Source organism: Flavobacterium sp. (assembly GCF_013822155.1).
GTDB lineage: Bacteria > Bacteroidota > Bacteroidia > Flavobacteriales > Flavobacteriaceae > Flavobacterium.
The window spans coordinates 42219-62023 of sequence record NZ_PNJW01000011.1 but is presented as its reverse complement, the minus strand read 5'-3'; the positions used below and the strand labels follow the sequence as shown (position 1 = coordinate 62023).

The 19805-nt window shown below is 32.5% G+C and carries 20 protein-coding genes and 1 tRNA gene; 12 read left to right on the top strand and 9 right to left on the bottom strand.

The genetic code is table 11. The features are described 5' to 3' along the window. The first annotated feature begins 75 nt into the window (after nucleotides 1–75). Genes C0512_RS04805 through C0512_RS04785 form a run of 5 tightly spaced genes read left to right on the top strand, consistent with a single transcriptional unit; the run spans nucleotide 76 to nucleotide 3342 of the window. On the top strand, nucleotides 76–951 hold the full coding sequence (locus C0512_RS04805) for a permease-like cell division protein FtsX (protein ID WP_290859344.1): 876 nt from the start codon (nucleotides 76–78) through the stop codon (nucleotides 949–951). Between the two features lie 22 nt (nucleotides 952–973). Beyond that, nucleotides 974–1216, top strand: a complete 243-nt coding sequence (locus C0512_RS04800) for a DUF3098 domain-containing protein (protein ID WP_290859342.1) — start codon at nucleotides 974–976, stop codon at nucleotides 1214–1216. 1 nt (nucleotide 1217) lies between these two features. Then, nucleotides 1218–2024 (top strand): undecaprenyl-diphosphate phosphatase, encoded by an 807-nt coding sequence (locus tag C0512_RS04795; RefSeq protein WP_290859340.1) that lies wholly within the window; start codon nucleotides 1218–1220, stop codon nucleotides 2022–2024. A gap of 3 nt (nucleotides 2025–2027) precedes the next feature. Then, nucleotides 2028–2738 carry a tRNA pseudouridine(55) synthase TruB gene (truB, locus tag C0512_RS04790; protein WP_290859362.1) on the top strand — a complete coding sequence of 237 codons (711 nt, stop codon included), beginning with the start codon at nucleotides 2028–2030 and terminating at the stop codon, nucleotides 2736–2738. Next, a complete protein-coding gene (locus tag C0512_RS04785) occupies nucleotides 2725–3342 on the top strand; it encodes a YiiX/YebB-like N1pC/P60 family cysteine hydrolase (RefSeq protein ID WP_290859338.1) in 618 nt (205 codons plus the stop codon). Before truB ends, C0512_RS04785 begins: the two co-directional genes overlap by 14 nt. On the opposite strand, the gene C0512_RS04780 is transcribed toward C0512_RS04785, so the two are convergent. Then, nucleotides 3334–3948 (bottom strand): thioredoxin family protein, encoded by a 615-nt coding sequence (locus C0512_RS04780; RefSeq protein WP_290859336.1) that lies wholly within the window; start codon nucleotides 3946–3948, stop codon nucleotides 3334–3336. The two genes, C0512_RS04785 and C0512_RS04780, sit on opposite strands and share 9 nt — an antisense overlap. Before the next feature lie 215 nt (nucleotides 3949–4163). On the opposite strand from C0512_RS04780, the gene pyrH reads away from it, so the two are divergent. From pyrH to C0512_RS04745, 7 genes are all read left to right on the top strand, one after another. Beyond that, nucleotides 4164–4871, top strand: a complete 708-nt coding sequence (gene pyrH / locus C0512_RS04775; RefSeq protein WP_290859334.1) for a UMP kinase — start codon at nucleotides 4164–4166, stop codon at nucleotides 4869–4871. 76 nt (nucleotides 4872–4947) lie between these two features. Then, nucleotides 4948–5511, top strand: a complete 564-nt coding sequence (gene frr, locus C0512_RS04770) for a ribosome recycling factor (protein ID WP_290859333.1) — start codon at nucleotides 4948–4950, stop codon at nucleotides 5509–5511. 70 nt (nucleotides 5512–5581) lie between these two features. After that, complete coding sequence (locus C0512_RS04765) at nucleotides 5582–8071, top strand: DUF5686 family protein (RefSeq protein WP_290859332.1); 2490 nt, start codon at nucleotides 5582–5584, stop codon at nucleotides 8069–8071. A gap of 118 nt (nucleotides 8072–8189) precedes the next feature. Further along, the gene (locus C0512_RS04760) at nucleotides 8190–10598 is read left to right on the top strand and encodes an MMPL family transporter (RefSeq protein ID WP_290859331.1); all 2409 of its coding nucleotides are present in this window, start codon (nucleotides 8190–8192) and stop codon (nucleotides 10596–10598) included. Nucleotides 10599–10645: 47 nt separating this feature from the next. Continuing rightward, nucleotides 10646–12094 (top strand): asparagine--tRNA ligase, encoded by a 1449-nt coding sequence (gene asnS / locus C0512_RS04755; protein ID WP_290859329.1) that lies wholly within the window; start codon nucleotides 10646–10648, stop codon nucleotides 12092–12094. An 87-nt stretch (nucleotides 12095–12181) separates the two neighbouring features. Further along, a complete protein-coding gene (gene rpoN, locus C0512_RS04750; protein ID WP_290859328.1) occupies nucleotides 12182–13645 on the top strand; it encodes an RNA polymerase factor sigma-54 in 1464 nt (487 codons plus the stop codon). A 1-nt stretch (nucleotide 13646) separates the two neighbouring features. Continuing rightward, complete coding sequence (locus tag C0512_RS04745; RefSeq protein WP_290859327.1) at nucleotides 13647–14252, top strand: hypothetical protein; 606 nt, start codon at nucleotides 13647–13649, stop codon at nucleotides 14250–14252. Here the strand turns inward: C0512_RS04745 and C0512_RS04740 are convergent. The 8 genes from C0512_RS04740 to C0512_RS04705 all read right to left on the bottom strand — a co-directional run bounded on the left by C0512_RS04740 (nucleotide 14247) and on the right by C0512_RS04705 (nucleotide 19775). Then, on the bottom strand, nucleotides 14247–14936 hold the full coding sequence (locus tag C0512_RS04740) for a porin family protein (RefSeq protein ID WP_290859326.1): 690 nt from the start codon (nucleotides 14934–14936) through the stop codon (nucleotides 14247–14249). The genes C0512_RS04745 and C0512_RS04740 overlap by 6 nt on opposite strands. Before the next feature lie 74 nt (nucleotides 14937–15010). After that, nucleotides 15011–15484 carry a biopolymer transporter ExbD gene (locus tag C0512_RS04735; protein ID WP_290859325.1) on the bottom strand — a complete coding sequence of 158 codons (474 nt, stop codon included), beginning with the start codon at nucleotides 15482–15484 and terminating at the stop codon, nucleotides 15011–15013. A gap of 17 nt (nucleotides 15485–15501) precedes the next feature. Continuing rightward, nucleotides 15502–16116 carry a biopolymer transporter ExbD gene (locus C0512_RS04730; protein WP_290859324.1) on the bottom strand — a complete coding sequence of 205 codons (615 nt, stop codon included), beginning with the start codon at nucleotides 16114–16116 and terminating at the stop codon, nucleotides 15502–15504. Between the two features lie 6 nt (nucleotides 16117–16122). Further along, nucleotides 16123–16545: a hypothetical protein gene (locus C0512_RS04725; protein WP_290859322.1), complete on the bottom strand. Its 423-nt coding sequence runs from the start codon at nucleotides 16543–16545 to the stop codon at nucleotides 16123–16125. A 19-nt stretch (nucleotides 16546–16564) separates the two neighbouring features. Beyond that, entirely contained in the window at nucleotides 16565–17371 is an 807-nt protein-coding gene (locus C0512_RS04720; RefSeq protein WP_290859320.1) for a MotA/TolQ/ExbB proton channel family protein, read from the bottom strand. Between the two features lie 86 nt (nucleotides 17372–17457). After that, a tRNA-Ser gene (locus tag C0512_RS04715) sits at nucleotides 17458–17545 on the bottom strand. Between the two features lie 75 nt (nucleotides 17546–17620). Next, the gene (locus C0512_RS04710; protein ID WP_290859318.1) at nucleotides 17621–18649 is read right to left on the bottom strand and encodes an asparaginase; all 1029 of its coding nucleotides are present in this window, start codon (nucleotides 18647–18649) and stop codon (nucleotides 17621–17623) included. After that, on the bottom strand, nucleotides 18639–19775 hold the full coding sequence (locus tag C0512_RS04705) for a 1-acyl-sn-glycerol-3-phosphate acyltransferase (RefSeq protein ID WP_290859316.1): 1137 nt from the start codon (nucleotides 19773–19775) through the stop codon (nucleotides 18639–18641). The genes C0512_RS04710 and C0512_RS04705 overlap by 11 nt, the downstream gene beginning before the upstream one ends. Nucleotides 19776–19805: the final 30 nt, after the last annotated feature.

Sequence of the window (19805 nt, the reverse complement as noted above, 5' to 3'; positions counted from 1 at the left end):
AACTCAAAACTTTGAGCGTTATAAACTGTGGTTTAACCAATTTCTTTTTTAATTTTACCGCTTAAAATCTTTTCTATGGCATCTTCATTTGAAAAATATCAAAAAAGACGACTCATTTCTTCCTACTTTTCAGTAGTTCTAAGTGTTTTTTTAGTGCTTTTTTTACTTGGCATTTTAGGATTATTTGTCATAAATTCTAAGAAAATTTCTAATGACTTTAAGGAAGAAATTCCTATGTCTGTCTATTTTAAAGATAATGCCAACGATAGTGTTTTGAAAGCTTTTGGGATGATGCTCAAAGAATCTGCGTTTGTGAAAACCGATACTTTTGTTTCAAAAGAAATGGCCGCTTCCAAACACAAAGACATTATTGGTGAGGATTTTATGCAGTTTTTAGGCTTTAATCCGTTGCAAAATTCATACGACATTAATTTGAAAGCCGACTTTGTTCAAGCAGACAGCATTAAAACCATTGAACAAAAATTTAAAGAAAATAAATTTATTTCAGATATTGTATACGACAAACATTTAGTTGATTTGGTAAACGATAACATCAAAAAAATCACCTTTTGGATTTTAGTAATCACCGGTTTTTTAGCTTTAATTGCTGTTTTACTAATTAACAGTTCTATGCGATTATCCATTTATTCCAACCGTTTTATCATCAAAACAATGCAAATGGTTGGAGCTACAAAATCGTTTATACGTAAACCTTTTATCATGCGAAGTATCAAACTGGGCGTCGTTGGAGCTTTATTAGCGATTGTTGCTATAATTGGTGTTTTATTTTATATAGATGCTAATTTCCCAAAATTGGGAATTTTAGATGATCAACTGATGATTGGAGCCGTTTTGCTGGGTGTTTTAGTTTTAGGTGTTTTAATTTCCTGGTTCAGCACTTTCTTTGCAACACAAAAATTCTTGAATCTAAGAACAGACGATTTGTATTAACAACCTATTTTACAAAAACAAAATGAGTAGTAAAAACGAACAAAAACAGGAATTTCTGTTTGAAAAAATAAACTATAAAATTCTATTAATTGGAATTGGAATTATTGCTTTAGGCTTTATTTTAATGAGTGGTGGCGGTAGCGATGACCCAAAAGTTTTTAGCGAAGATATTTATAATTTCCGCAGAATTCGTTTGGCTCCAACGGTTGTTTTAGCAGGATTTGGAGTTGTTATTTATGCTATTATGAAAAATCCTAAGAAATAAAATGGATTTATTACAAGCAATAATCATTGCCGTTGTTGAAGGTTTAACAGAATATTTACCTGTTTCTTCTACCGCTCATATGATTTTTACAAGTTCCTATTTTGGTATTCAAGAAGATGATTTTGTAAAATTGTTTCAGGTTTCCATTCAATTTGGAGCTATCTTGGCTGTTGTATTTTTATATTGGAGAAAGTTTTTCGATTTTTCCAAATTTAACTTTTACATCAAATTAGCGGTGGCTGTAATTCCGGCACTAATTTTAGGAAAATTATTTGACGATAAAATCGATGCTGTTTTAGGAAATCCTATTCCAATTGCTATAGTGTTGATATTGGGTGGTATTATTTTGTTGTTTGTTGACAATCGTTTTCAAAATCCAACAGTAGTAACTGAAGAAGAAATTACTATAAAAAAAGCGGTAATTATTGGTTTTTGGCAATGTTTAGCCATGATGCCCGGAACCAGTAGAAGTGCAGCCTCAATCATTGGCGGAATGCAACAAGGATTGACAAGAGCCACTGCCGCCGAATTCTCTTTCTTTTTGGCAGTTCCCACTATGTTAGCGGTAACCGTATATTCTTTGTTTTTAAAAACCTATGAAGTTACTCAATTAAAAGGCTATGAACTTTTGTTGCAAGGTGACAACATTAAATTTTTCTTAATTGGAAATGTGATTGCATTTATTGTAGCCGTATTAGCCATCAAACTTTTTATTGAAGTGATCAAAAAATACGGTTTTAAACCTTGGGGATATTACCGTATTGTCGCAGGAGTTATTTTATTACTTTATTTTTCCCTCAACAAATAAAAGATTTTGAAAAGTGCACAAGATTTTCTTGACGGACAAATTCTCTTAATCGACAAACCATTAAAATGGTCCTCGTTTCAGGCAGTGAACAAATTGAAATATACGTTGAAACGCGAGTTAGGACTTCCAAAAAAATTCAAAATCGGTCATGCCGGTACATTAGATCCACTAGCCACCGGATTGTTGATTATTTGCACCGGAAAATTCACCAAACGAATCACCGAAATTCAAGGCCAATCTAAAGAATATACCGGAACTTTCATGCTGGGAGCCACAACGCCATCCTATGATTTGGAAACAGAAATCAATCAAACCTTTCCAATTAATCATATTGATGAAAATTTAATTCAAAACACTTTAGTTCAATTTATTGGCGAAATTGATCAGAAACCTCCCGTTTTTTCTGCCATCAAAAAAGACGGCATCCGAATGTATGAGCATGCTCGTGCGGGAGCCGAAATAGAAATGGATAGCCGAAAAACGACTATTCACGAATTTGAAATTACCCGAATAGAATTGCCGGAAATTGACTTTCGAGTAGTTTGCAGCAAAGGAACTTATATTCGCTCGTTAGCGAATGATTATGGAAAAGCTTTAAATTCAGGTGCTCATTTAGCTGTTTTACGTAGAATGAAAATTGGGGATTTTGATGTTTTAAACGCAATTTCGCCGGAAGAATTCGAAAAACAAATGATAAATCATGACGAAAATTAGTTGGTTTTTATTACTAATTCCGATCCTTTTAATTGCTCAAAAAAGTAAATTAAAAACGGGTGACCTCCTTTTTCAAAAAATGGATTGTGGTGAATTATGCGAAGCCATTCATGCCGTTACAGAAGGTTATAACGGGAATGATTTTAGTCATTTAGGTTTAGTATACATTCAAAATGATTCTGTTTTTGTAATTGAAGCGGCCGGAAATGCCGTTCGTAAAGTTACATTAGAACAATTTTCAAAAAACACGCAAAACACGATGTTGATTGGAAGAGTAAAATCTAAATATAAAAAAGTAATTCCTCAAGTTATTTCGTTTTCAAATCAACAAATTGGAATTCCCTATGATGATGATTATTTGTATGACAACGGAAAATACTATTGTTCTGAACTCATTTATGATGCTTTTTTAGGAGCCTACGGTAAACCTTTTTTTGAATTAAAGCCCATGACTTTTAAAAAACCTAATTCAAATGATTTTTTTCCGGCATGGGTTGAATACTATAAAAATATTGGAATAGAAATTCCGGAAGGAAAACCCGGTTGCAATCCCGGTGGTATTTCCACTTCTGATAAAATAAAAATAATTGGAAAATTAAACTAATTGCTTTTCTATTTCTTCTACTTTTTCAATTATCTCTTTTTGCGTACTAAATCCTTTATCTTGTAAATACCATTTTTGCAATTCGGTTTTTGCAATTTCGTCCACAATTCCATGTGTCGCTTTATAATCACTTATTAATTTTGAAGCTCCTTCAGGTCTTGGTCCCCAATGATCTAAAACCTCTAAGGTTTCTTCTTCTATAATGATTAATTTAGGAATAGCTTTTCCTCCATTGGTAAGAAATTGATTCATTAATTCCTCATTTTCATCACGCAATAAAACTTTCAACTTTATATTTTCTGAAAGCTCAGCTTTTTTATTAATTACTGGTAACAACTGAGCGGCATCACCACACCATCCTTCGGACAAAACTAACCAAATTAATTTTGATTTTATAGACGCTATTTTTTCTGAAACGTCTTCATGGACTGTTAATGTTTTATCCAAACGATTCATCCGAACTACATTTAATTCACTGTATTTCAATAAATGTTCAGATTGTTCATTCCCGGTAACTTCTCCCTGAGCAAGCTTATTGGAAACATGATTTCTATATTCTGTATAAGAAAAACTTTTCTCTAAACTTTTTTTAATAATCTCTTTCATAAACTTAGGTTTTAGGACACAAAAGTAGGCTACATTATAATCTTAAATTGTAACATTTATAACACTTCGCAAAATTAGAAACTAAATTCAATAAAAAGACAGAAGAAAACCAACAAATAGTCAGAAATTAAAAACATAGTCAGAAACCCATATACAATTTTCAAAAATAAAATCATTTATTCTTTATATTTGCACCACAAAATCAAGCACAACTCATGAAGTACAAAAGAATATTACTCAAATTAAGTGGCGAAGCATTAATGGGTGACCGTCAATATGGTATTGACCCAAAACGTTTGGCAGAATATGCTCAGGAAATCAAACAAATTCACAGTCAAGGAGTAGAAATTGCTATCGTTATTGGAGGAGGAAATATTTTTAGAGGTGTTGCCGGAGCCAGCAATGGTATGGACAGAGTGCAAGGAGACTACATGGGTATGCTTGCCACCGTTATTAATGGAATGGCTTTACAAGGAGCATTGGAAGAAGCCGGAATGCTCACCCGATTACAAACCGCTTTAAAAATTGAAGCTATTGCGGAACCCTACATTAAAAGAAGAGCCGTTCGTCATTTAGAAAAAGGAAGAATTGTTATTTTTGGTGCCGGTACAGGAAATCCTTATTTCACAACAGATACCGCTGCGGTATTGAGAGGAGTAGAAGTTGGTGCTGATGTAATTTTAAAAGGAACCAGAGTTGATGGCGTATATAATGCCGACCCTGAAAAAAATAAAGATGCTGTGAAATTTGATTATATTTCGTTTGAAGAAGTATTAAGCAAAGGACTAAATGTAATGGATACAACGGCTTTCACCTTAAGTCAAGAAAACAAATTACCTATTATTGTGTTTGACATGAATAAACCGGGAAATTTATTGAAAGTATGTAATGGTGAAACTATTGGAACAACTGTCACAATATAGATTGTTCAATTGCATAAAAAGGTAGAATAATCATTTCAAATTATCATAATTATATAAATCTAAAAAATTTATCAAAATGACGGAAGAAATAGAATTTATTATTGATACGGCAAAAGAACACATGAATGGTTCTATTGCTCATTTAGAAAAAGAATTTTTAAACATCAGAGCCGGAAAAGCAACTCCACAAATGTTGGGTGGTGTTTTTGTAGATTATTATGGTTCTCAAACCCCTTTATCACAAGTAGCAAATATTAATGTGCCTGATGCCAGAACCATTACGGTTACACCTTGGGAAAAAAACATGCTACATCCGATTGAAAAAGCAATTCAAGTGGCCAACTTAGGATTCAACCCAATGAATAATGGTGATAATATTATCATCTCGGTTCCGGCCTTAACCGAGGAACGTCGTCGTGATTTAGTAAAACAAGCCAAATCAGAAGCTGAAGATGCTAAAATAGGAATAAGAAACGCCCGAAAAGACGCCAATTCTGATATTAAGAAAGAAGAGAAAAACGGAACTTCTGAAGATATGTGTAAAGATGCTGAAGAAACAATTCAAAAATTAACAGACACTTACATCAAGAAAATAGAAGATTTACTCGCTCACAAAGAAGCAGAAATCATGAAAGTTTAAATCTAAATCCACTTGAAAGAGTGGATTTTTTGATTTTATAAAGTACTTTTGTGTTTGGTTTTTTCATGCTATGAAACATTTACTTTTTATTTTTCTCTTTTGTTCGGTTTGTGTTCAGGCACAATTTCGAATAACCGGAATTATAAAAGACCAAACAAATCAAAAACCCCTTCCTTTTGTAACGATTGAAACAAACACAGGAATTATTTCTACTTCAGATGTTACCGGAAAATTTGAAATTTCCAGTAATTCAACCCTAAATTCGTTGATAATTTCTTATATTGGTTATGAAACACTAACACTCTACATTAAAGACAAAAAGCACTTAAGTGTTTTATTAATTCCCAAAAAAACAAACTTAAACGCAACATTACCAGCCTCTGAAAATGACGAAGCCGCCGTTCTTATTGAAAAGGTAATCGAAAAACAAGACCTCAATAATCCACAAAAAAAATTATCGAATTTTCAATTTAAAATTTACAATAAATTAATAGTTACGGCCAATCCCGATTCAATCAGTGGAAAAATTGACAGTATTTATTTTGGGAAAAAGAATGACATTAAAATTGATTCTTCTAATTATAAATTCAAAAAACTGGTTACCAAACAACATTTGTTTTTAACTGAAAAAGTTTCCTTATTTCAACAAGAAAATCAAAAAGTGAAAGAAACAGTTTTAGGTACTAAAATGTCCGGGTTCAAAAATTCACTCTATGAAATAATTGGTTTTCATTTACAATCTTTTTCGCTTTACGATGAAAAATACGAGTTTTTTGAGACAAAGTATGTCAGTCCTATTTCAAAAACCGGATTAAAAGATTATGACTATAAATTTTTATCCTCTGTAAAAATAGCTCAACGTGATTGCTATGTTCTTTATTTTAAAAATAAAAAGAAAATAAATCAAAAAGGACTTGAAGGCGTACTCTATATTGATGCAGAAAATTTTGGCTTGGCAAAAGCAATTATAAGAATTAGAGGCATATTAGACATCACCTCCATTCATGAATTTGAATTTATAAAGCAGGAGAATCTTTGGTTTCCAAAAAACAATGACTTTACCGTCGTAAAAGGTCAAAATGACGATCCTTTAAAAATTTTAGGCGGAACTATTTTTTTTGAAGGTGATTATGAAGAAATGGGATTGAAAAAGAAAAAAGGGCCAACCGATTTTTCATATATTCATTCCGAATCCTATTTTTTTGAACGGGAATTTAATGTTCCGGTAGACATCAAACGTTCTTCTGTAGTTATTGAAATCAATAAAGATGCTGTAAATAAAACAAGTGATTTTTGGAATTTATATCGCACGGACAGTTTAGATTTTAGAAGTAAAAACACCTATAAATCATTAGACAGTTTGGCTTATAGAAAAGGCGTTGATTCAAAATTATTTTTTGGCAGAAAAATAATCAATGGCTATGCTCCACTTGGTTTTTTTGATTTTGATTTACGCTACCTTATCAGTTATAATAATTATGAGGGTTTTCGTTTTGGTATTGGCGGAAAAACCAACGAGAAACTTTCTGTAAAATATAGATTGGAAGGGTATGCGGCTTACGGCTTGAAAGACGAAGCCATGAAATATAAAATTGGTGGAGCCAAACGTTTTGATGAGTTCTCAAACACTTGGATGGGCGTAAATTATACCGATGATGTACAAGAGATTGGTAGCACAAAATTTACGATTGATAAAAGAGTTTTCAAAATTTATGATCCTCGTCCCATCAACGTGAACACCTTCTACCATCATCAAACCTGGAATGGGTTTATAGAAAGCAAATTATTGCCAAAATCAGAAAGCATTTGGCAATTTTCACAAGCTAAAATTACTCCATTATTTAATTATCTATTTTATAATGACGGAAAAGAATATTCCGTTTTCAACATGACAACTGCCTCACTTTCATTACAATGGAATCCATTTAGTGATTTTATGCAAACCCCAACCGGAAAAATAGAAATTGAAAAAAGATTTCCTGTTTTTACCCTTCAAGTAACCCAAACTATTCCAAATTCATTAGGAAATGATTTCGATTATACAAAAATTGACTTTCGATTTAAATACCAAAAGAAATTCTTAAACGGTCAAAAATCTACTTTTTTATTACAATCCGGTTTAGCACTTGGCGATGTGCCTATTACTCATCTTTATAGCTCTTCTCCAAATAATCTTGATAGAAGTTCAATTTTAAAACGAATCACTGTTGCCGGTGAAAATAGTTTTGAAACCATGTTTTATAATGAATTTTTTTCTAGCCGATATTTCATATTACATTTAAAACATGGTTTTAAAAGAATCGAAATTCTCCCAAAAGTGAAACCTTCTTTAGCTTTAGTAACCCGCATGGCTTGGGGAAATATGGACAACCCTGAACAGCACTTAGGGATTGAATACAAAACTTTGAATGAAGGTTATTTTGAATCTGGCATAGAATTAAATCATATTTTGTACGGATTTGGATTAGGCGGATATTATCGCTACGGGCCAAATCAATTGAGTAAATTTGAAGACAACATAGCTATTAAAATAACTTTTACTTTTGATTTAGGATTTTAAAAAGGATAATAGTGCTTGGTCTTTTTTCAAACATCAAATTTTTAAGAAAGATTAATTTTAGTTAAAAAACTTAACTTAGTATTGATTTCATTACCTTTGCATCCGATAAAATAATCCTATGTCCAAATGGTTTAGCGTGGGTTTTTGGGAGTCAGTTGCCCGAATAATCCTTAGAAATAGAATAACAATACTTTCCATCATTTTTCTATTCACGGTGTTTTTAGCACTGCAATGGAAAAACATGCGATTCACTTACACTGAAGCAAACCTACTTCCTGATCATCATGAAATAAACCTTCAGTATAATGACTTTCTTGACAAATTTGGTGAAGAAGGTAATTTGATTGTTATTGGTATAAAAGATTCGACTTTTTTCACCCCAAAGAACTTTTCTGCTTGGACTCAATTAATGGAAACATTAAAAAAATCAAAAGAAGTAGAACTTATTATTTCTGTTGATGATTTAAAAAAACTAAATAAAAACGAAACGCTTGAAACGTTCGAATTTATTGATTTTATAAATAAATCAAAATCAAATGACCCGGATTATCTAATTGCCCGTCAAAAAGAACTTTTTGAAGAATTACCCTTTTATGAACATTTATTAATTAATAAAAAAACCGGCACTATTCGGTCAGCAATTTATTTAGATAAAAAAATTGTAAACACCAGTATTCGGAAAGATTTTATTGAAAAAGTGCTTATTCCGGAAGTTGAAAAGTTTGAAAAAACAACTAACATCGATTTAAAAGTTTCGGGGATGCCCTATATCCGAACGTTAAATTCTCAAAACATAGTTGACGAAATCGGAATATTTATTGGAGCTGCTTTATTAGTCACTTCACTGATTTTTTTCTTTTTCTTTAGAAGTTATCGAGCCACAATTATTTCCATGTGTATTGTAATTGTTGGCGTAATGTGGTCGTTTGGAACCTTAGGGCTTTTAGGGTTTGAGATTACTGTTTTAACAGCAATAATACCTCCTCTGATTATTGTCATTGGAATTCCAAACTGTATTTTCTTGATTAATAAATACCAACAGGAAATAAAAAATCACGGTAATCAAGCAAAATCATTGCAAAGGGTAATTTCAAAAGTGGGCAATGCAACCTTAATGACAAACTTAACTACGGCTGCCGGATTTGCCACTTTTATCATTACCGATAGTGAATTACTTACTGAATTTGGTATTGTAGCTTCTATCAATATCGTTTTACTGTTTATTTTATGTTTGTTGGTTATTCCTATTATATACAGTTTCATGCCTTTGCCAAAGGATAAGCACCTTAAACATTTAAATAAAACGTATACCACTTCATTTGTAAATTGGATTGAAAAAACAGTTAAAAATAATCGGATTTCAATTTATGCTACCTCTATTACTTTGCTTGTTATTGGTATTATTGGTATTTATCAAATGAGGATTTCCGGAAGTTTAATTGAAGATATGCCAAAAAAAACCGGATTCTTTAAAGATATTGTCTTCTTTGAAAAAGAATTTGATGGCATCATGCCTTTAGAAATCATGATTGACACTAAACGCAAAAAAGGGGTCATGAAATTATCCACTTTAAAAAAGATGGATGAAATTCAAGAGGTTATAACTGATATTCCTGAACTTTCAAGTCCAATGTCGGTTGTAAATGTTGTAAAATATTCCAAACAAGCCTATTACAATGGCAATCCGGAATATTACGAATTACCTACCGCACAAGAACAAGGTTTTATTTTATCGTATGCCAAAAATGCAACTAAAAACAAGAAAGAAAATTTCATGAAAAGCTATGTGGATTCTACAGGTCAATATGCCAGAATTACCACTTTCATGAAAGACATCGGCACGGATAAAATGGAAAAAATAGAGGAAAAATTATGGGACAAAATAAATAAAGTCTTTCCTCCTGAAAAATACACCGTAACTTTAACAGGGAAAGCATTGGTGTTTCAAAAAGGAACTAATTATTTAGTTAATAATTTAGTTTCATCATTGATATTTGCTATTTTTCTGATTTCATTGTTCATGGCCTATTTATTCAGGTCATTTAAAATGATTATAATTTCTCTTTTACCGAATTTGTTGCCTTTAATAATGACAGCAGGTTTAATGGGTTATTTAGGTGTTCCTATAAAGCCTTCAACAATATTAGTTTTTAGTATCGCCTTCGGAATCTCTGTTGATGACACTATCCACTTTTTAGCAAAATATCGTCAGGAATTAAAGGCAAACAATTGGAAAATCAGAAAGTCGGTATTTAATGCTTTGCGGGAAACCGGCGTAAGCATGTTTTATACATCAATCGTATTATTCTTTGGTTTTTCCGTTTTTATGATTTCCAGTTTTGGAGGAACAGTTGCATTAGGAGGATTAATTTCGACAACGCTACTTTTCGCGATGTTTTCTAATCTAATTTTACTACCTGCCTTACTGCTTTCATTAGAAAAAACAATTGCCAACAAAGAAGAGTTTATAGAACCTACTATAGATATTTTAGTAGAAGAAGATGAAGAAACCGAATTAAAATCATAAAAAAAATAGTACCCAGTTAGTATATTTGCATTGAAAACTTATTTAAAATGAAGAAGCACACGAAAGTTATTGAATTATTAAATGCCACTCCTGTTCAAACCGAAGTAAAAGTAAAAGGTTGGGTTCGAACATTTAGAAACAATCAATTTATTGCCTTAAATGATGGTTCAACCATTCATAATATCCAATGTGTTGTCGATTTTGAAAACACAAAAGAAGAACTATTAAAAAGAATAACCACCGGTGCAGCAATTTCATTGACCGGAACATTGATTGAAAGTAAGGGAGCAGGCCAAAAAGTTGAAATTCAGGTCACTAAATTGGAAATTTTAGGCGATTCAGATCCGGAGAAATTTCCAATGCAACCTAAAAAACATTCTTTGGAATTTTTAAGGGAAAATGCACATTTACGTGTCAGAACGAATGCCTTTGGAGCTATCATGAGAGTACGCTCCACGCTATCATTTGCTGTACATCAATATTTTCAGGAACGAGGTTTTTTCTATGTGAACACGCCAATCATAACTGGTTCAGATGCAGAAGGTGCAGGAGAAATGTTTAAAGTTACCGCTCTTCCTTTCGATAAAACACCAAGAACTGAAGAGGGGAAAGTAAATTATAAGGAAGATTTTTTTGGAAAAGAAACCAATCTTACCGTTTCCGGACAATTAGAAGCTGAAACCTATGCGATGGCTTTAGGTCAGGTTTATACTTTCGGACCAACCTTTAGGGCTGAAAACTCCAATACTTCTCGTCACTTAGCTGAATTTTGGATGATTGAACCGGAAGTAGCTTTCAATAATTTGGCGGATAATATGGATTTAGCGGAAGATTTTATCAAATATGTGATTAAATATACGCTGGATAAACACCAAGATGACTTGAAATTCTTAGAGCAACGCTTGATAGAAGAAGAAAAAAATAAACCACAAGCTGAACGCAGCGAAATGAACTTATTGGATAAATTAAATTTTGTCCTTGATAACAATTTCAAACGCGTGACATATACTGAAGCAATTGACATTTTAAGAAATTCAAAACCTAATAAAAATAAAAAATTTCAATACGCTATTGACGAATGGGGTGCCGATTTACAAAGTGAACATGAACGCTTTTTAGTTGAAAAACACTTTAAATGTCCTGTGATTTTATTTGATTATCCGGCTAAAATTAAAGCGTTTTATATGCGTTTAAATGACAATACGGAACCAGGAAAAGAAACCGTTCGAGCTATGGACATCTTATTCCCTGGCATTGGTGAAATTGTTGGCGGATCACAAAGAGAAGAACGTCACGATGTCTTGATTGAAAAAATGAAAGCTTTAGGAATTGACGAAGAAGAATTATGGTGGTATTTAGATACACGAAAATTTGGCACAGCCGTTCACTCCGGTTTTGGACTAGGCTTTGAGCGTTTAGTGCTATTTGTAACCGGAATGACTAATATTCGTGATGTGATACCATTTCCTAGAACTCCTCAGAATGCCGAGTTCTAAAATTGTTTCAAGTTTAAAGTTTCAAGTTGTTGTACGTTCGACAACTTGAAACTTGAAACCTTAAACTTCCAAACAATAAATAAAACAATGTTAAAACAAAATCTACAGTTCAAATTATCTCAAAAATTATCTCCTCAACAAATTCAGTTGATGAAGTTAATTCAATTGCCTACGCAGGCTTTTGAACAACGTCTGAAAGAGGAAATGAATGAAAATCCTGCCTTAGAAGGAGGAAAAGAGGAAGATGAATTTGCGGATGATTTTGAAAAAGAAGAATTCGACGATTATGAAGAAGACGAATATGATCGTATTGATGCTGAAGACATCAATATTGATGAATATTTGAGTAATGATGAAACCCCGGAATATAAATTACAAGCCAATAATTATAGTGATGATGACGAAGAGCGTGAAACACCTTTTGCGGCTCCGGTAACTTTTCATCAGGATTTAATCAATCAATTAAACACCTTCATCCTTTCTGATGAAGATCGTGATATTGCTGAGTTCTTAGTTGGAAGCATTGATGACATGGGTTATATCAGAAGAACAGTTGCTGATATTGTCGACGATTTAGCATTTACACAAGGTATTTATACTGACGAACAGAATGTTCAACGCATTTTACAAATCGTTCATGAATTGGAACCTTCCGGTGTTGGAGCTCGTGATTTACAAGAATGTTTATTATTGCAACTGAAGCATAAAACACCCACAGAATATGTTGATTTAGCAATTGATATTTTAGAAAATCAATTTGATCAGTTTACTAAAAAGCATTACGATAAACTTTTACATAAATATGGTGTTTCACAAGAGCAATTAAAAAAAGCGATTGAAGAAATTGAAAAACTGAATCCAAAACCGGGTGGAGCTTTTACCGGAAATAATAAAATGGTAGAACACGTTGTTCCTGATTTTACCATTCGAATTGTTGAGGGAGAACTCGAACTATTGCTTAATGGAAGGAATGCTCCGGAACTTCATGTTTCAAAAGATTATCAGGATATGTTACGCACTTATAAAGATTCACGTGACAAATCCAGTGCTCAAAAAGATGCCGTTCAATTTATCAAACAAAAATTAGATTCAGCCAAATGGTTTATTGACGCAATTAAACAACGTCAAGAAACCTTATTTGTAACAATGAATGCCATCATGCATTATCAACAAGAGTTTTTTTTAGAAGGTGATGAAACCAAACTTCGCCCAATGATTCTTAAAGACATTGCCGATATGATTGGATTAGACATCTCAACCGTTTCCCGCGTAGCAAACAGCAAATATGTGGAAACACCTTACGGAACTAAATTAATCAAAGAATTCTTTTCAGAATCAATGAAAAATGACCAAGGAGAAGATGTTTCAACGTTGGAAATTAAAAAAATTCTTCAAAATGTAATTGAAGAAGAAGACAAAAAGAAACCGCTTCCGGATGATCAATTAGCCGATATTTTAAAGGAAAGAGGCTATCCCATAGCCAGACGAACCGTTGCAAAATACAGAGAGCAATTAGATATTCCGGTCGCTAGGATGCGTAAGAAAATGTAATTTGAAAAAAATACTTCCTATATTTTCTTATCTCTTCCATCCGCTTTTTATATCGGTTTATGCTTCTTTGCTGTACTTTATTTTGTTTCGTGATTTTTATGTTTTGCAAGAAATGTATTTATTCATGATTCAAATTGTCATTATTACAGTTTTAATTCCCATTTCACTTTTCTATCTTTTACTTTCTTTGGGAAAAATTGATTCTATAATGATTGAACAAGTAGCACAACGTAAAATTCCAATACTTTTAAACTGCATATTACTTTTTGTTCTTACCCAAAAAAGCATAACCCTCGACAGAATACCGGAATTATACTATTTTTTTTTAGGTGGACTGTTTAGTTCGATATTAGTTTTTATTTTACTACTAGCACGCAAAAAAGCTAGTTTACACATGGTTGGAATTGTCGCATTAACTTTTTTTGTAATAGGCCTAAGCCAATGTGTAGAAATACCAATGTTATACACAATTTCTACCTTAATACTACTGATTGGTTTTGTAGCTTCATCCCGTTTAGTGATGAAAGCCCATACATTTACAGAATTAATTTTGGGTTTTATTTGTGGAGGACTACCTCAAATTATATTTTGGCCCTTATGGCTATAAAATATAAAATTGAAGTCCTAAATGTAAGACACTAACATCTAAAGGATTTCCTCCAATATTAGCTACAGTTGAATCAAAAAGAGTGTTTATGCCATAATAAGCATAAAAATTCCAAGTATTATATCCCGTTGCTAAGTAAACACCATATTGAAAAGCATTAACTTCAGGATTATTTTTAACTATTTCATTTCCTTCGTTAGAGATAAAACGAGATTCATCATACAATAAATAACTTAATTTAACCCCTGTATATAATCTAAAAAATTTATGACTTTCCGGTGTTGAAGTACGCCATCTGAATTCTATTGGAAGGTCAACGTTTAACATTGTAAATTTGTTTCTTGTATAAGAAACATCCGATTCTATAATAGAATAATTATAATCTCCTTGATCCTCCGTAATTAATAAATTTTGACTATACGCTTGGTAGGAGATTCCCAAACCGGTGGCTACTGCAAAAGTTCGGTCTTGGTTAATGGGCATATCTCTTAAAAAACCTAAATTAATTCCTGGAGAGAATGTTTTTTGAGCCATATCACTAGGCTTGTTAAGAAAGGTATTATAGGTGATTCCAACATAGAATTGATCCTCTCTATATTTTAAATCCACATTTTTTTTTAAAGTAAGCGTATCTTGTGCTGTTAATGAACAACTTAATAAAATAAAAAAAACAAGTAATCGCATACATTCTATTTTGAAAGTTAAAATTACAAAAAAAAAGCCACGCTAGGCGTGGCTCTAATATGAATTAATAGATTTTAATCAATCACACTACCTTTTGTAGTGGTATAATTAATTTTTAAAGCATCCATTTTTCTTAATTCTTGTTTAATTTCGCCAACAAGACCCATCTTAGCATCCTTATCAATTTTTAAGGACGTAGTAAGTACTTTTTCTAATTCAGGATCTCTAGCTGCTCTTTCTGCTAAAATAAAATTCTTTATATCAGTAACTTCTGAAAGGCGATCATTTAATTGTATTCTGGCACCTTCTCCATATTGTTTACGATACTTTTCATGAGGCTTACCTGCAAAAATAAACATTACACGATCTTTTTTCTCCAATTTTGTAATTTGATCTGCTTTGGGCAGACTATTTTGGATTAATAAATCTTCGTCTTTCATTACAGTGGACACCATGAAGAAAAATAACAACATGAATACGATATCAGGCAACGATGCTGTTGAAATAGCGGGAACATCTCCGGTTGCTTTCTTTTTAAATCTAGACATTTTTCTAAAATTTAATATTAATTTCTTTTTGGCTCAGCCTCAGAAAGTTTTTGTGGAAACAAAGCTTGAATATCTTTTATCAAAGGTTCAATTTTATTTCTTTTAGCTTCTTTGGTTTTAGGATCATCGAACATCGCCTCAAGTTCTCTAAATGTCACATTATACCTTGCAAGACATTCTCTGTCTCTTAAAAAGTAATAGGCGGCAACCAATTCATTCTGAACAGCAATATAGGCTTTATAGGATGTTTCAGCATCATTTTGAAGTGATATAATTGCTTTTTCAGGATTATCAGAAGAAGCTTCTTCATGTGTACCTCTACAATAAGTACAAGTACCATCACCCCCATTATCAAGAAATTTAATGGCCGCTTGTCTTAAATCTTTTAAATCCATTAACTTATCTTCAACTAATAACTGATCGTTTCTGTTAATTAACACAGTAAAAATATTTTTCTCTTTTACTAAATTATCTTCAGGTCTTTCAGTATCATCAATAGGAGGTAACTTACGGTTAATTCCCTGATCGGTTTGAATGGTCGTAGTCACCAAGAAGAAAATCAAAAGTAGGAATGCAATATCTGCCATTGATCCAGCATTTACTTCGGGTGGCGCACTTCTCTTTCTTCCCATAATTAATTATTTTTTGAATTTTTTAAAGTTGGAGAACACTAATGTTCCAACAGATGCTATGGCTAAAATATAAAAAGTATTTAATCCAGTACTAATTGCTTTTGAGTATCCTGAACCAATAACAATTCCATCTTTTAATTTCACTTCAGTACTATCTGCAAAGATAAATGCAATCAAAACTATACCAAGAAATAAACCTGTGGTAATAAGGGTTTGTTTAAATTCATCTTTGTGTTTAAATAAATTTCTGAATACGAAATATAACACTGCAATAATTGCAGCAAATAATACAACATAAGACAAAAAAATAAAAATTCCAGTAACACTGCTGTCTATCGTTTGAGTCTGTCCTAATGTGATAAAAAACAATACCACACTTATAAGACCAATAATTGCGACAACTATTTTTGTTAGTTTATAAATATTCATTTTTAATTTTATTTATAAATTATTTTTTTAGATAATCCGAAAGAATATCTATCAAACTGATAGAAGCATCTTCCATATCATTTACAATTGAGTCAATTTTTGCAGTAATATAATTATAAAATACTTGTAAAATCATTGCAACAATAAGTCCGAATACGGTTGTTAGTAACGCAACTTTAATACCTCCTGCAACCAACGAAGCATCCATATTTCCTGCTGCCTCAATTTTATCAAATGCAATAATCATCCCGATTACAGTTCCCAAGAAACCTAACATCGGTGCCAAAGCAATAAACAATGAAATCCAAGAAACATTTTTCTCTAATAATCCCATTTGAACGCCACCATAAGCAACAATTGATTTTTCAGCAGAATCAATTCCGTGAGATGAACGGTCAAGACCTTGATAAAAAATTGAAGCTACTGGTCCTGGAGTATTTCTACAAACTTCTTTTGCAGCATTTACTCCACCAGATTGAAGAGCCTCTTCAACTTCTTTAATTAATTTTTTTGAATTTGTAGTAGAAAGATTTAAATAAATAATTCTTTCAATTGCAATAGCTAAACCAAGAATTAAACATAAAAGTACCGCCCCCATATATTCAGGACCTCCTTCAATAAAACGTTGTTTTAATTCTTGTGTAAAACCTCTTTCTGCCGTTTCGTCGGTAGCCTCAGCAGCGACATCTTCCGTAGTTGCTTCAGCAGTAGGAGCTGCTGCAGCTTCAACAGCTGCCGGTTCAGTTGTTTGAGTAGAGTCTTGTGCTTGAACTGTTCCAAACATCATTAGACCTGTGATTGCCAAAATAGAAAATAATTTCTTCATTGCTTTTGTTCTTAATTTTAATTAGTTAATCAGGTTAAAGGTATAAATTAATTTTTAAAAAAACACACATTGATAAAAAAAATGAGCGGAGAGAAAGGGATTCGAACCCTTGATACCCTTTTGGAGTATACACACTTTCCAGGCGTGCTCCTTCGACCACTCGGACACCTCTCCTACATTATTACAACGCATTTCAAGAGTGCCAAATAACAAAAAAAATCTCACTTGGAAAAATTAATTTTGTTATTTTTATGACAATTCTCCTCGCAAGGGAGTTTCAAAAATGGTTTTGAACACTTTAGCTGAAACATTTTGTCCTAATAAATACATTAATTTGGTTATTGCAGCCTCTGTTGTGATGTCTTTTCCTGAGATTACTCCTATTTTTTTTAGATAGGTACTCGTTTCATATTGCCCCATATTGACACTTCCACCGGAACATTGTGTCACATTGATAACGTAAATTCCTTTTTTTATTGCTTTTTTCAGTGTAGAAATAAACCATTCTTCCGTTGGAGCATTTCCAGCACCATATGTTTCTAAAATTATTCCTTTTAAATTTGGTATTTCAAATAAAGCCGACAAAACCGTTTCATTTAGTCCGGGAAACATCTTTACAATCACAACATTGGAATCCATTTCTTTGTGAACAACTAATCTTTTTGTTGAAATTTTAGTTGAAATAGTTTCATTGTTAACTTTTAAATGTACTCCGGATTCAGCTAAAGGTGGAAAATTAGGCGACCGAAAAGCATTAAAATGCTCAGCATTAATTTTTGTGGTTCGATTTCCTCGGTATAATTTATATTCGAAATACAAACAAACTTCTCTAAAAACGGATTTACCTTTCTGTTTAAGTGAGGCAATTTGAATAGCCGTTATTAAATTTTCTTTAGCATCAGTTCTTAAATCGCCAATAGGGAGTTGAGAACCGGTAAAAATAACCGGTTTGGCTAAATTTTCCAACATAAAACTTAATGCTGATGCAGAATAGGACATCGTATCTGAACCATGTAAAATCACAAAACCATCAAATTCTTCATATTTTTGTTCTATTACTTCAGCCATTTCAACCCAACGTTGCAAATTCATATTAGAAGAATCTATTGGTTTTTCAAAAGATAGTGTTTCAATAGTACAATCCAATTGTTTCAATTCTGGGATTCGCTGCAACAACTTTTTGAAATTGAAAGCCTTTAGAGCTCCTGTCTCAAAGTCTTTCATCATTCCGATGGTTCCACCGGTATACAACAATAGAATATTTGCCTTAGAGTGCATCGTGATAATTCAACTTATTACTGACCGGATTAGAATACATTGCTAAAAAGCTATCTACCATCACTTGATTTGTATTGTCTATTTTTAGTTCTAAACGTCTTTCGAATAGTGATTTCTCGTTTTCTGTATACAAATGACTATGCTTATTTGTTTTATGTAAAATGTCATAAGCAATAAAATTAGTAGGCCACAAACGATACGTGCTCAAAATAGAATCATCAATTACTTGTGCTAAACATTGAATTTGACGATTAGAATTATCTTGTTTACGTTTAATTTCGTCAATTTCTTTATGTAAAGCATCACCTACATGAATATGTATTCTTTTTTTCTGCCCCATAATTCCGCTTAATAACGTAATAAAATCTTCATTTTTTTCTTTGATATAGATTTCGTTATTGGCTTCAGCCATGAGTTGCGGCATTTTTAATGCATCCGTCGGATCATATTCGTAGGAGATAGACACCGGAACAATTTTTATTTTCTTAAAATAATCCATCACATTCTCCTCGTCGGAACCCATGGCAAGCATTTTTAAAACGCCTTGATGAGTGGCATCGTTCCCATCTTTTGTTCTGCCTTCACGTTGAGCAATCCAAACAGAACGATTTTCACGCAAAAGTAATTGACCGATATATTCCGACATCAATTTTGAACTCTGCAATAATTCTCTTGGGGGTAAACCGCGTAAAACCAAAAAATTTCGGTTCAACCTCGATAATTTTAAAAGAAAGTCTTTCTTAACTAAGTTGTCCCCAATGGCAGAGGCCGTCATCACTAAACCATGATCATACAGAGAGACATTTAATAAAGAAGTATCTAAAATAATATCGCGGTGATTGGAAATAAAAAGGTAAGAAGTGTTTTTTTCTAATTTTTCAAAACCGGAAGTTGTTAAGCCCTCCGAACTTCGTTGTAAAACCTTTTGAACCGATTGATATATAAAATTAACTTGAAAATCGCGAATAGAATGAGTCTTTAATAATTGCTCTTTCCAAACGGATTCTTCCACATCCGGGAATGTAAAATTCATCAAAGCCTTCATCATTGGATGGTGAAGCACTGAGCGGATTCCTTCGTTTACTTCACTGTCGTAGAAAGGACGAATCGGATCAAATTTTGACATTTTACTGGTGTTTTAATCTACAAATGAACA